Source organism: Arenibacter latericius DSM 15913 (genome assembly GCF_000424985.1).
GTDB classification, from domain to species: Bacteria; Bacteroidota; Bacteroidia; order Flavobacteriales; family Flavobacteriaceae; genus Arenibacter; species Arenibacter latericius.
In genome coordinates this window covers 1-12,768 of the sequence record NZ_AUKX01000056.1, presented here as the reverse complement: position 1 = coordinate 12,768, position 12,768 = coordinate 1, and the positions used below count along the sequence as shown (strand labels likewise).

The following is a 12,768-nucleotide window of genomic DNA, read 5'->3' as shown; positions in this document are numbered from 1 at the left end:
GTTATTCCCTTGTCATTGTTTTGCTAAAGGTCAGATCGGCCAATTTCCAAGTGTTATCCTCCTTTACATAAACCTCCGTTACCATAAAGGGATTGGTCACTTCATTACTGCCTACTACGGCCAAGAGTGTAATTTGGTTCCAAAGTATAACGGTATTATCATTCAAGACTTCGACCATGACTTCATGGACATCAGCTTTTTTATAGTGGATGAACCCACCTCTAATGATTTCTACTTCGCGGTCCTTTCCCCATGTGCCGCCCATGTGGACGAACTTGGCTTTATCATGAAAAAGGCCTTCCAATTTATCGGCATCCTTATCGGCCATCCATTGCCATTTATGAATGGACAGCTCTCTGATTTCCTTTTCTAAATCAGTCGATTGGGCAAGGGCGACTTTTCCTGTGATGAGCATGACCAATAGACTTAGTATTATTTTCCTGTTCATTTTTATAAATTATTTGTTCTGAAGTATTAATGCGCAATTTCATGGGTATCACGAACGCTGCTGAACGTTAGGTCCAGCAATTTCCAATTACTCCCTTCCTTTCTATAGAATTCGGTCACCGTAAATTCATTGGACACATATTGGCCACGTACACGGGCCATTAACGTAATTCGGTTCCAAAGGACAACGGTATTTTCGTCAAAAACTTTCACGACAACATCGTGTATATCGGCATTTTTATTCCAAATACTTCCAGTTTCAATAATTTCTGGTTCCCTGTCTTTTTCCTTGATCCGCTCATGAGTACAAACCGGGACTTATCATGAAACAGTTTTGCAAGCTTGTCCACATTCTTTTCGGACATCCATTGCCATTAGGCTTTGGAGAGGGCCTTGATTTCTTGTTCGATTACAGCATCCTGGGCGAAGGAAGGTGCGCTTAATAACAATACTAATATTCCAGTTATCAGGGTTCTCATGTGTACTGTATTAAATATTAGTGATTCAGTTTATTGAAAATTACGGGCATTGATTCTGAATCGATGGCTTCCATGTCTATAAGTTTTAAACTCTTTACCATCTTGAAGGTAGATGTTTTGTACTTTTGAAAATGAGGGGTTTTCAGATGGGATTCGTAGGCCGCTTTGCTGGCATAGATTTCCAATATCCGTATCTTGGTGGGATGCTCTTTTTCGAACATGGGAAAAATGGAAATAACGCCCGGCTCTAGACGTACGGATGCCTTCGCTTCCTCCTTAAGAATGGCCATATATTCCTGTATAGAAGCGGAATCGATTTCGATTTCCGCTATCCGGATTATCATTTCTTCCTTGTTGGAATCGTGTTTTGATTCTTGACCAAAGGAATTGATCGACAAAAACAACAACATTAAAATCAAATTTATTTTTTGATATCCCATACGTTCTTTAGTGCTTTGTGTAGTCCTTTTTCCTTTTACCATTCCGCCATCAAATGGGCCACTTCCACATTAACATTCTGAAGGCATTTGATTATAGAAAAAGCAACCTTATTTAAAAGGACTTATTTCTTGAGTTTCTTTGCTACGCTATCATAATATTCTTGGGTAACCACTTCGGTCCAAGTTGTAGGCTGTTCTCCGCCATAAATTGCTAAATAGGTAACATCGCTTTCCTTGGTAGATGAGTGCCAGTGCTCTATGCCCTTCTCACATTTGATCACATCCCCTTTTTTAAGTATTACAGGGTCTTTTCCTCTTTCCTGATAGTATCCCTCGCCGTCAACGTAGATCAATACCTGCGATGAGGAGTGCTTATGCCAATCCAAAGTGGAATTTGCCTTAAAGGTGGCCTTTGTGATATTAAAGTCCGTTTCATCGGTGGCCTCCAATAGGCCGTTCAGCCAAGCCACGCCAATATAATGTGTGTTGGGAGCTTTGGTGCCCTTGGTATTATACGAGGAGATTTCGTAATCGTTATGTTGGGCAAAAATGCATGCGGGAACCATAAATAGTACTGTTTTGATCAGATTTTTCATTTTTTATACTTTTTAGTTTAATTCTTTTGTTGAAAGCCACTCATACATCAAATCGGCTATTTCTTGATTGTTTAGGTCGGACATGGGAAAGTGCGTATTGCCTTTTATTCCTTTTTCCGGCAACACCACCAGAGTAACATCACCGCCTGCCCCGTTAACGGCCTTGGTCCACTTTCGAGCCATCGAAAGGGCTGCGCGCCATTGTTCTTGGCCGGGATTTTCCACTTCGGTTTCCGGGATATAATCGCCATAGTATATCACAATAGGGATTTTGGTCAACTTTTTAAATTCCTCCATGGCCACACCACGGGCCCGTAATATACCCCCAACATACGATATGGGTTCTGGCACCTTGCCCTCGGGAAAAACAAAATTACTACCGGGTTCATAAGATACAATAGCTTTGATGTTCTCATTTTCCAAGGCGGTAAGCCATCCTTGCCCTCCGCTATGGGAGTGGGTTACCAAAATGCCATCGCCTATTCTGTTAAACAAGGCCGAAACCGCATGGATGTTAAGATCGATATCCAACGGCCCGGTATCCGGTGTGCTCTGACGAAAGAACTGATCGAGTGCTTCGGGATCTTTTGAAAATTGTATTTCCGGATAAAATTCGGTTCCTTGGCCCATCCTGAATATACCGAACCAAAGCTGGTCTTCTGTCCTGGCTTGCAATGTGCTGGGTTCCAAACTTTGCCCTGCCAGGCCTCGTCTGGGCTGGTCTAGCAAATAGACCGGGAAGCCTTTTCTTAGGAAAATGCTCTGAAAGCCTTCCCTACCGTCAGGGGTGCTTTGCCAAGTGCGCATGGACTGGCCATAGCCGTGCCAGAACACTAGGGGCAAATCCCTGGCAGCTACAGGAATTTGGTAAAATACCGTGGCATGATCCCCGTGCAATGTCTGGCCCTCCGTACTTTGATCTGTGGGATTGAATGCCCCGTGGGCGATAGGGTCAAAAGTTCCTGGACTGATCTTTACCGTCCCGCCAACGGCAAAACTGCCTTGTTCTAGAATGGATATGGGATGGTTTTGAGCATGGCCTAAGAACACCCATAAAAAGATACTCCCTAACGTAAAAAAAAGATTGGTTTTTAAATGTACTAGTACGCTGTTCATGTTTTTGATGTTATAGGATGCTACTCCCATTAAAGTTATTCGATCAGTATTTTGCATTATATTCCTCTTCCGAAACGGGCTCCAGCCATTCTGTGGGTCCATTTTCGCTACTTGAAATCGCCAATTGTATGAATTCACTATCGCTACTGGCCCCATGCCAATGCGGGACATTTGGCGGACATTTTATGGCATCTCCTTTTAGTAAAACCCGTTTGGGACCTCCTTTTTCCTGATAATATCCTTTTCCTTCGACTACCAAAATAATTTGCCCCGAGGGATGGGAGTGCCAGTTGGTACGTGCGCCCGGTTCAAAGGTCACATTGCCTACGTAGGTTTGATTTAAACTATCCGCACTGATGAGCATGCTCACATAGGCCGTTCCTACAAAATTGTTGTTGGTTATTTTGTTGCCTTTTGTAAAAATAAGGGATGCTTCCTGTTCTGGCATCACCGATCCCGCTTCAATACTTTGTGTTTCGGAACTGGTTTGTTCTTTGCAGGAAATAGAGACGGCAATGATACTTATTGCAATTAATACAGTTTTTAGCGGTGGGTTGTACATTATTATATGTTTTTTTGATAAAAGGTAACTAATTTATCCATTACCTGGATTACATATTCAGGTTTCCAATAGGTTTCTATATGTGTAGCACCTTCAATAAGAAATAATTCCTTGTTTTTCGCATTGGTCGCCTTTGGAAAGGCATCCAAGGTCAAATATAATGTTTGGGCATCGCTACCTGCGATCATTAATAAAGGTTGGTCTATTAGGTCAATATTGTAGGTGGCATCCCAAGACATTAAATCCATTAAACTGCTGGTGGTGTAAAGAAATGTCGAATTAGGGTGGGCGTGGGTTCTAAAATAATATTCATAGCCTTGCCGATAAAAAAGCGTTTCAACTTTTGCTAATTCATCCTCGGTAATCCCGTCCACACCAGAATAAACAATCTCGCCGCCCGAAGCATTCTGTGCTCTTGCATCCGAGGCTTGCTGAAGTCTTTCTTGAATGGTTGCAACCTGCGAATTTAAAAACCCATTTTTTCGTACAATTCCTGTATTGAACATACTCAAGGTGGCTACCGCTTTTAACCGTTTATCGGATTGAACCGCTTTCAACGTATAGCCTCCGCCGCCACAAATGCCCAAAGCACCTAAACGTTCTCTATCGACCCCAGGATACTGTGAAATAAAATCGGCCATTCCTCGGATATCTTCTGTACGAAATTGGGGTTTGTCCATATGGCGTGGCTGGCCCCCACTTGCACCCTGATAGGCAGCATCTGCCGTAATGGTAATATAACCGGCCTCTGCCAAATGCTGTGCATATAGGCCTGCTGTCTGTTCTTTTATCCCTCCGTTAGGATGTGCAATTGTTATTGCCGGATATTTCTTTGTTCGGTCATAATTAGCTGGTGTATAAACATTTGCCGCAATATCGATTCCGTTCAGTTTATACCTAACGGGAAGTATGTTGACTTTTCCATCCACATTCTCCGTAATTGCTCCCTCATATACCAATCCAAAAGGATTTTTCTCGCTTTGTGCCCTAATCGTCTGATGTATTGATAGCATACTCATTAAAATAAATAATCCTAAATATTTCATTTCCTTACTGCTTTTTAGATTCCAATAATTCGTTCAATACTTTTTTGGCCGAATCGATTTTTTCTTGATCTACATTTTTCCCCACCACATCCATCAATTCCTTTAATTGAATTGGCGTAATTCCTTGAATCAAACAGATGTTCATGTGCGAATGCAGCATAGGCTCCACACCGCCGATGGTTGCCAGAACGGAAACCGTGACCAGTTCCCTTTGCCGATTATCCAAAATGTCTCTGTCGAAAATATCCGCAAACAGATGCTCCTTCAAAAAGACTTCGATAATCGGGGCGAATTGGGCATAATCGGCCGGAGGACCGTCCAATTTGGCCTGTACCAAGGTTTCCAAATTCGCTTTGCCCCGTTCGTATTTTGTACGATTATCTTCTATTGGGGCAGCTTCCGCACCCAAAGTGTCCTCTTTTCCTTTTGCCCTGCGGTCGTCCAGCACTTTGATTAAAGTACGCAAACCGCGCAGACTCCTCGGAAATCCGCAGTAGGCATATAGGTGCACCATGACTTCCTTGATTTGATTTATGGTCAATCCAGCTTCCAGACCTTCTACCAAAGCGATTTCCAAATTATCCAGATCGCCTTTTGCGGTCAACGATGCAATGGTAATTATGGATTGTTGTTTGGCATCCAAATTCATGCTTGCGTTAGCGTTCGATTGCGCTTTCACGGGGTTTGTAGAACCTAGAAACGCCATGACCAGTGTAAGAAAGACATTTGATCTAAGCCGACTCAAAGTAAACATTTTGATTCCCATAATACCCTATTTTTTATTAGTCGTTTTGGTTACCTACAAAGATAGTAGGTCATAAAGCAAACGGACTTACCCTAATTACGGATATACCTACCACTATTACGGATTTCACCATAACTGTTTTAATTACTTGTAATCAATGGCTTATCTTTAACAAAAAACTAGAGGTCAATGAAAAATGTACTGCACATCGATACCGTAGGCGATTACCTTAATTTAAGAAAACAAGAGGTGTTGCACCCTCTAGTGGGTATTGTTGATTTTGAGGACGTAAACAAAGAAGGTTATGAGAACAGATCATATGATGCCTTCCATTATAATTGCTATGCCATTTTCTTGAAGGATGCCAAGGGATGCAAAATTCGTTACGGAGGCAAACCCTACGATTATGACGAGGGCACCCTTGTTTTTATGGCTCCCGACCAGACCATCGAACTAAGCGGATTCGACCCTGATTACGTGCCCAAGGGCTATGCGATGCTATTTCATCCAGACTTGTTACTGGGTACTGAATTGGGAAAAAAAATACATAGCTACAGTTTTTTCTCCTATTCAAGCAATGAGGCATTGCACCTATCGGCCAAAGAACGGAAAGTGATTCTAAGTCTATTTGAAAAAATACAGTTTGAACTGGAGCAGAATTTGGACAAGCACAGCAAAAAGTTGATCGTGGCCAACATCGAGCTCTTTTTGGATTATTGTACCCGTTTTTACGATCGTCAATTTCTAACGCGGGAAATTGCAAACACAGGTTCCTTGGAAAAATTCAAGGATTTGCTGACCCAATACTTCTCATCCGATAAACCGCAAAAATACGGTACTCCCTCGGTTAGTTATTTTGCGGATCACTTGCATCTTTCTCCTAATTATTTTGGGGATCTAGTGAAAAAGGAAACCGGAAAATCGGCTCAGGAGTATATTCAGAACAAATTGATCGAAGTTGCCAAGGAACGGGTATTCCACCCCAACAAGTCGGTCAGTGAGATAGCGTATGAATTAGGTTTTAAATATCCACAACATTTTACCAGGTTCTTTAAACAGAAGGTAGGGCATTCGCCCAGTGAGTTTCGGAATTTGAATTGATTGGCATTACGGCGATATTCGGTATATTTTCCAATGACCCTTAAGATGGCCGTTTTGTGAATCGATACCATACCTTCGCAACAACTGCCTGTTGTTCCCGCTCCCTTTTGGTAATCCCGGTAATTCAACTTTTACAGAACTTATAAAGCATACATAAACGACCGTTTGATCTAATCAATAATAGATAAGTTCTTTTTGATGCTCAGAATGAACATAGTTCATTTTTCCCGTATTTTTATTTGGTTCGCAATTTTCACCCTTTAAATGCCCAGGATGGATTTTGGATATGTTAGAGTTAGTTGCAAAACACAAAAATTGGATTTACAAGTGAATGCGCTATTAAAGGAGAATGTGCTCCGTAAGAATATTTTCTCGGATATAGTTTCAGGAGTAACGGCCAAGAGAAAAGGTCTTGATGAATTACTACCAAGATTAAGAGAGGGAGATACTTTAATTGTCTGGAAAATGGATCGCATGGCCAGAAGCCTTACCCATCTAATAAAGCTAATGGAAGACTTTAATGATAAGAGCATCAATTTTAAAAGCCTTCAGGAGCCTTTTATAGATACAAAGTCCCCTCATGGGAAATTTGTATTTGCCATTTTTGGTGCCTTTGCACAATTTAAGTTGGATCTTATCATTGAAAGAACTATGGCTAGGCTCGAAAGTTCAAGAAGTAAAGGAATTAGACTAGGAAGAAAACCGGGACTCGGCGAAGAAGCAATACTCAAGGCAATACTTGCTGAAAATTATTATCGAAAGTACGATTTATCGGGTGAGGATATCATAATATTAATTGAAGTGCGCTCCAAACGGACCCTAAATAAATATTTAGCCTATAGGGGCCGAAGGAATTGTGTAATCTGCAGAAATATCCTATGGGATAAAGAGCAACCAGTTGATGGCGCCTTTTGTGGAACTCACAACAAAAAGGTTTTCAAGATTATTAATGACCGTTGTAAATTGGATACACCAATTGGAGATTTAGCAAGGGAAATAGTAAGGGACGGAAAGTTTCCTACTAAATCCGAAAAAGAAATTTTCAAATATTTCGAAATTAAAAGTATCGCTGAAAGAATCCATCCTATTTTTTTTTGGAATTTAAGAACGAGTACGAAAGGTTCAAATAAGGATACGAGCCCTTTAGGATAGAGGCCGAGCCAGTCATATTTGCTGATAAATGCTTTGTATCTTGATTTTTGAAAAAAAAATACAGCTTTTTCTTCCACCATTGAATAGCCAAATTTTTCACATAATATTTAAATCCCCAATACTGTATTTAATCCAAATTCTACCTGTTTAGGCTAACTCATGTATTTGCATAAATATCCAAATACCCAGAATTCAGGCTTGATCCTCATCAAATCAAGCCACAATGACCCATATAAAGCCAGTTTTTGAGTGCAAATTGAGTGCAAATAAAAAAGCTTCAAAGATAAAACATCTCTGAAGCCTTTATTTTACTGGTGATGGCAGAAGGATTCGAACCTTCGACCGCCTGCTTAGAAGGCAGGTGCTCTATCCAGCTGAGCTATGCCACCATTTGCTTTGGATAAATAGTCATCTTTAGCGGCTGCAAATATACAATTAACATTAGTTATTGCGCAAATTTATTTGCAAAAAAATTCAAACTCTTTTATTCTAAATTTTAATCGACCATATAGCCCTTATTCATTACATGAAAACAAACATTATTTTAATAATCAAACCCTTTGTAACTCAATATTTTACAATAAACCTCATCAATCTCATCATTTTTCTATCAAAGTAATTTACTCTAAATCATTTTTTACTTCATCATATAGATTAAAATGATTTTTTCTTCATAAATTAATATCTCCTTTGCTACAGGACATTCAAATTAGTAAATAAAGAAGGCATCAGATGATTATAAATCACCTCAGAGTTTTTGTAAACTACCTATTTCTTTTTTGTTGCTTTTTTGTCTATTCCCAGAAACAGGTTTCATTCCGACAATTATCTGTTAAAGATGGCTTATCACAAAACTCTGCTATTTCTATTACTCAAGACCAAGCGGGGTTCTTATGGATTGCTACCCAAGATGGATTGAATAAATATGATGGAAGAAGCTTTACAAAATACAACCTGTACTTTAAGGATATAACCAATACTACCTATAGTAAATTGGGAAAGGTGTTTGTAGATAGTCAGGATGAGTTGTGGACTATCCCCATATCGCAAATCCCGCATAAATTAAATCAATCCAACAACAAATTTGAACCGATTATAGGGATAGAAGATGCTAGTACCATCTTTGAAGACCAACAAAATAATCTGTGGTTCGGGAGTTATACTACTGGCCTCTATAGACACTCCTTCACCACCAAAGAGATGCAACAAATACTAACTCCTGATGTGGTTAGTGCTATAAACGCCATAACCCAGGACAGATTAGGCAATTTATGGCTTAGCTGTGAGAAGTATATTTTAAAATTAGACCCTTCACAACCAGAAAAGTTACACTACTATTATCCTGATGGGCAAGAAAATTCTAATACCAATTATAGCTTTATTCTTTTTGACCATGAAAACAATCAATGGATTGGGACTTTTGGGAGTGGAGTTTGGTATAAGGAGTCTGAAGAAACCCAATTTAAAAGACCTGATATCTTTATTGACGACGTTAATAACAGCCTCAATTCTATCTATGTGATTACCATGTTGCTAGATTCTAAAAACCAATTATGGATAGGTACCTATGGGGATGGGCTTTTTAGAATTGACATTGCACAGAGTCAATTAAATCAATACCTACCAGAAAAACATAATCCAAAAGCCATTCAGTACAAAGATATATTAAGTATATATGAAGACTACACCGGAACACTATGGTTTGGAACAGACGGTGCTGGGATAAACTATTACGACGCCCAATTGGAAAAATTCAACTCCGTAATTAATTTTCAAACTCCAGAGAATGTTAATATAGATGTCGTAAGATCTATAGCCCTAGATGCCCAAAATAATGTGTGGATTGGAACAAGCGGAAAGGGACTATCGAGATATTCACCAAAAAAAAATGAATGGACAACCTATCAAACGGATAATAAAAAAGGACTTAGATCTAATAGAATAGTGAGCCTCCTCAGTGCTAATGACGGAGATCTATGGATTGGAACACAAGAGGGTGGCCTACATATCATGGATGTAAATGAGCAGATTATTAATTATCCCACCCTAAAAAGTCTAGAAAATTTTACCATTTGGTGCTTGCTTAATGATACTGATCAAAATATATGGATAGGGACACGAGAGGCCGGACTCTTTAAGGTGAATAAAAAGCAAGGGGTTTTAAATAGATTTGAAAAAAGTAATTCTAATAATGGACTTCCTTCCAATAATATTAGAGCTATTGTAAAGGAAGCAGGTCAATTTCTATGGGTAGGCACACAAGACAACGGAATATGTAGAATAGACCTAAAAACCAACACTACAACAACCTACACTCATGATCCTAATAACAAAAACTCTCTTGCCAGCAATCAGATAAAATCTTTGTATTATAACAATAAGGGCACTTTATGGATTGGTACTAACGGTAGTGGGCTTAGTGCCTTTGATATAGTTAACAATAAATTTTATAATTACACCACTAATGATGGACTTGCAAATGATGTGATCTATGCCATATTACCCGATGAACAAAATAATCTATGGTTAAGCTCCAATAGAGGTATCACACAATTTTATGTGCCCGACAATCTGGAAACGAAACCTGAAATTGTCAATTATACCAATTACGACGGACTTGCCACAGAGTTTAATACAGGAGCATACTTTAAGGCAAGTAATGGCAACCTATATTTTGGCGGATTGGAAGGTTATTATTGGTTTAATCCATCGGATATAGAAATTAGTGAAGTGCTTCCGAAAACCGTAATTACAAAATTTGAAGTCTATAACAACTCTAAGCCCCTAATCTCCAATTTAAAACTAAACTATAAACAAAATACGGTTTCTTTTTCATTTGCAAGTTTACAATTCTCTTTGCCTGTTAAAAATCAATATCAATTCCAACTAGTTGGTCATGATGAAGATTGGATCCAATCCGGTAATGAGAATAGTGCAAGATATACCAACCTACCTCCAGGGGATTATACTTTTAGGGTTAAGTCTAGTAATTATGACGGTGTTTGGAATAACGAAGAAGCTTCTTATAGTTTTACGATTAAAGATCCATGGTATTTAAATAACATTGCACTACTTATATACTTTCTTTTGTTACTCACCACTATCTATTTGGTTTATAGGTATTTAAAATGGCGATGGAATTTAAAAATGCAGTTAAAATTTGAAAGACAGGAAACGGAGAGGCTCAAGGAGCTCAATGATTTTAAAGCAAAATTATATTCCAACATTTCCCATGAGTTTAGGACCCCACTAACCTTAATAACAGGACCTATTAAAAAACAACTCGAAAATAATCCAAGTCCCAGTCTAAAAAAGGACCTCAACTTAGTAGATAAGAACACCAAAAGGCTTTTAGATCTTGTTAACCAAATGCTAGAGTTGAATAAGTTGGATACCGGATCTTTAAAATTAAATCCAGAAAATATCCAATTGGGTGGTTTCATCCAATCATTACTCGAACCCTATGAATACCTAGCTAAAAATCATAATCTATTATTTTCACACTCTTTGGGACCTATGCCTTTAGTATCAATAGATACCGATATTTTAGAAAAAATCATAGGCAATCTATTAAGCAACGCCATCAAATACACTTCAACTAATGGTCATATAACCTTTACCTCAGAGGTTTCAGAAACCAATAACTTAGTAATAATCGTAACCAACGATATAAACAAGGTTTTAGAAGAAGACACTAATAAACTTTTTGAAAGGTTTTTTCAAGCTAGTCATACCAACGAGGGGACTGGAATTGGACTTTCTTTAGTTAAAGAATTGGTGGAATATCTTCAAGGATCTGCCACTGCCTCCTACTCTAATGACCATAAAAAAATAACCTTTAAAATAGAAGTCCCGATTAATGTTGTTTACGAAGGTGAAGTAAGTGATGCTTATTCACCAATTAAGGAGCATAAAAAGACCAACCCAATTTCAAAAAAAGACCAGCCGTTAATTTTATTAGTAGAAGACAATGTGGAACTATTAAGTTTTATGGTTTCTCTACTAGAAGATAAATACAAAATACTCACGTCAAAGAATGGTGAAACGGGTATTAAAAAGGCACTTAAAAAGATACCAGACCTTATAATTACCGACCTTATGATGCCAAAAAAGAATGGTATTGAATTATGCCAAAAGCTGAAGAATGACGAAAAAACTTCTCATATTCCTATTATAATACTCACTGGAAAAACAGGCTCTGAAAGCGAAGTTGCAAGTCTAGAAAGTGGTGCAGATGAATTTTTAAACAAACCATTTAATCCTAAAACCTTCCTTTTAAGAATTGAAAACATCATTACATCTAGAAAAAACCTTCGGGCACATTATAGTAAGGCAAATATTTTTAAACCAAAGGAGATCGCTTTTACTACAACTGATGAGAAGCTTTTAACAAAAGTGGAAAATATCTTAAACACCCATTTACAGGATTCCAATTTTACTGCAGAAAATTTTAGCAAGCTGCTAGGTATGAGCAGAATGCAATTACATAGAAAGCTAGTGGCCTTAACAGGATATAGCACTACTGCATTTATACGGTTAGAACGATTAAAACAAGCACAAAATCTTTTAAAAAAGCCTGGGATAACCGTCGCAGAAGTTGCCTATACTACCGGGTTTAATTCGCCCTCCTATTTTATTAAATGTTATAAAAAAACCTTTGGAAAAACTCCTATGGGCTAGGATTACAGTGCTAAAATAGTAAAAGCGTTACATCAGTACTATCTTCTGTTACGGCTCTAGTTTATAATAGCTATTATTTGTATCTTTAGGTATGGAACTAGAAGAATTAAAACAAAAGATCCTTTCGCTTCCTCTGGTGGACAGGCGGAGATTGCTCAAGGATATCGAAAAGCACGATGTGACTACGGGAAGTCCAAGGGCACAGGCCTCCCGCCGACATCTTCTCGACAATATGATGGGCGAGTGCCCGCACTGTGGCCATACCAAATATGTCCGTTTCGGAAAGGACAAGGGTGCACAGCGCTATAAATGCAAGTCCTGCAAGAGAAGCTTTACCGAATATACGGGCACTTGGATGGCGGGGCTGCACAAGAAGGACAAGATAGACGCCTACTTGGCCCTTA

The 12,768-nt window shown here is 38.8% G+C and carries 12 protein-coding genes and 1 tRNA gene; 4 read left to right on the top strand and 9 right to left on the bottom strand.

Going from position 1 to position 12,768, the window contains the following annotated elements; genetic code table 11:
- Position 1: 1 nt before the first annotated feature.
- From H344_RS0114545 to H344_RS0114510, 8 genes are all read right to left on the bottom strand, one after another.
- The gene (locus H344_RS0114545) at positions 2 to 448 is read right to left on the bottom strand and encodes a nuclear transport factor 2 family protein (RefSeq protein ID WP_026810978.1); all 447 of its coding nucleotides are present in this window, start codon (positions 446 to 448) and stop codon (positions 2 to 4) included.
- A 26-nt stretch (positions 449 to 474) separates the two neighbouring features.
- Positions 475 to 675, bottom strand: coding sequence for a hypothetical protein (locus tag H344_RS22160; RefSeq protein WP_394330146.1), 201 nt, complete (start codon positions 673 to 675; stop codon positions 475 to 477).
- 268 nt (positions 676 to 943) lie between these two features.
- Positions 944 to 1,408: a putative quinol monooxygenase gene (locus H344_RS0114535; protein ID WP_240484993.1), complete on the bottom strand. Its 465-nt coding sequence runs from the start codon at positions 1,406 to 1,408 to the stop codon at positions 944 to 946.
- Positions 1,409 to 1,488: 80 nt separating this feature from the next.
- Complete coding sequence (locus H344_RS0114530) at positions 1,489 to 1,962, bottom strand: cupin domain-containing protein (protein ID WP_026810976.1); 474 nt, start codon at positions 1,960 to 1,962, stop codon at positions 1,489 to 1,491.
- A gap of 12 nt (positions 1,963 to 1,974) precedes the next feature.
- A complete protein-coding gene (locus H344_RS0114525) occupies positions 1,975 to 3,078 on the bottom strand; it encodes an alpha/beta hydrolase (protein WP_026810975.1) in 1,104 nt (367 codons plus the stop codon).
- Between the two features lie 43 nt (positions 3,079 to 3,121).
- Positions 3,122 to 3,640, bottom strand: a complete 519-nt coding sequence (locus tag H344_RS0114520; RefSeq protein ID WP_034256729.1) for a cupin domain-containing protein — start codon at positions 3,638 to 3,640, stop codon at positions 3,122 to 3,124.
- Positions 3,641 to 3,642: 2 nt separating this feature from the next.
- Entirely contained in the window at positions 3,643 to 4,686 is a 1,044-nt protein-coding gene (locus H344_RS0114515) for an alpha/beta hydrolase (RefSeq protein ID WP_026810973.1), read from the bottom strand.
- A 4-nt stretch (positions 4,687 to 4,690) separates the two neighbouring features.
- On the bottom strand, positions 4,691 to 5,452 hold the full coding sequence (locus H344_RS0114510) for a carboxymuconolactone decarboxylase family protein (RefSeq protein ID WP_240484992.1): 762 nt from the start codon (positions 5,450 to 5,452) through the stop codon (positions 4,691 to 4,693).
- Between the two features lie 168 nt (positions 5,453 to 5,620).
- Here H344_RS0114510 and H344_RS0114505 point away from each other — a divergent pair, with 168 nt between their 5' ends.
- Both H344_RS0114505 and H344_RS21155 read left to right on the top strand, forming a co-directional pair.
- Entirely contained in the window at positions 5,621 to 6,532 is a 912-nt protein-coding gene (locus H344_RS0114505; RefSeq protein ID WP_026810971.1) for a helix-turn-helix domain-containing protein, read from the top strand.
- 273 nt (positions 6,533 to 6,805) lie between these two features.
- On the top strand, positions 6,806 to 7,684 hold the full coding sequence (locus tag H344_RS21155; protein WP_051254341.1) for a recombinase family protein: 879 nt from the start codon (positions 6,806 to 6,808) through the stop codon (positions 7,682 to 7,684).
- 312 nt (positions 7,685 to 7,996) lie between these two features.
- Here the strand turns inward: H344_RS21155 and H344_RS0114495 are convergent.
- Positions 7,997 to 8,073 (bottom strand) — tRNA-Arg (locus tag H344_RS0114495).
- Positions 8,074 to 8,416: 343 nt separating this feature from the next.
- Here H344_RS0114495 and H344_RS20400 point away from each other — a divergent pair.
- Both H344_RS20400 and H344_RS21990 read left to right on the top strand, forming a co-directional pair.
- Positions 8,417 to 12,364 carry a two-component regulator propeller domain-containing protein gene (locus H344_RS20400; protein WP_084148820.1) on the top strand — a complete coding sequence of 1,316 codons (3,948 nt, stop codon included), beginning with the start codon at positions 8,417 to 8,419 and terminating at the stop codon, positions 12,362 to 12,364.
- A gap of 91 nt (positions 12,365 to 12,455) precedes the next feature.
- The coding region (locus tag H344_RS21990; protein ID WP_026809067.1) for an IS1/IS1595 family N-terminal zinc-binding domain-containing protein at positions 12,456 to 12,768 on the top strand (313 nt) is incomplete at its 3' end.

Coding starts and splice junctions, on each gene's coding strand:
- H344_RS0114545 (WP_026810978.1), bottom strand. CDS start 448: ATGAACAGGAAAATAATACTAAGTCTATTGGTCATGCTCATCACAGGA.
- H344_RS0114535 (WP_240484993.1), bottom strand. CDS start 1,408: ATGGTAAAAGGAAAAAGGACTACACAAAGCACTAAAGAACGTATGGGA.
- H344_RS0114530 (WP_026810976.1), bottom strand. CDS start 1,962: ATGAAAAATCTGATCAAAACAGTACTATTTATGGTTCCCGCATGCATT.
- H344_RS0114525 (WP_026810975.1), bottom strand. CDS start 3,078: ATGAACAGCGTACTAGTACATTTAAAAACCAATCTTTTTTTTACGTTA.
- H344_RS0114520 (WP_034256729.1), bottom strand. CDS start 3,640: ATGTACAACCCACCGCTAAAAACTGTATTAATTGCAATAAGTATCATT.
- H344_RS0114515 (WP_026810973.1), bottom strand. CDS start 4,686: ATGAAATATTTAGGATTATTTATTTTAATGAGTATGCTATCAATACAT.
- H344_RS0114510 (WP_240484992.1), bottom strand. CDS start 5,452: ATGGGAATCAAAATGTTTACTTTGAGTCGGCTTAGATCAAATGTCTTT.
- H344_RS0114505 (WP_026810971.1), top strand. CDS start 5,621: ATGAAAAATGTACTGCACATCGATACCGTAGGCGATTACCTTAATTTA.
- H344_RS21155 (WP_051254341.1), top strand. CDS start 6,806: ATGGATTTTGGATATGTTAGAGTTAGTTGCAAAACACAAAAATTGGAT.
- H344_RS20400 (WP_084148820.1), top strand. CDS start 8,417: ATGATTATAAATCACCTCAGAGTTTTTGTAAACTACCTATTTCTTTTT.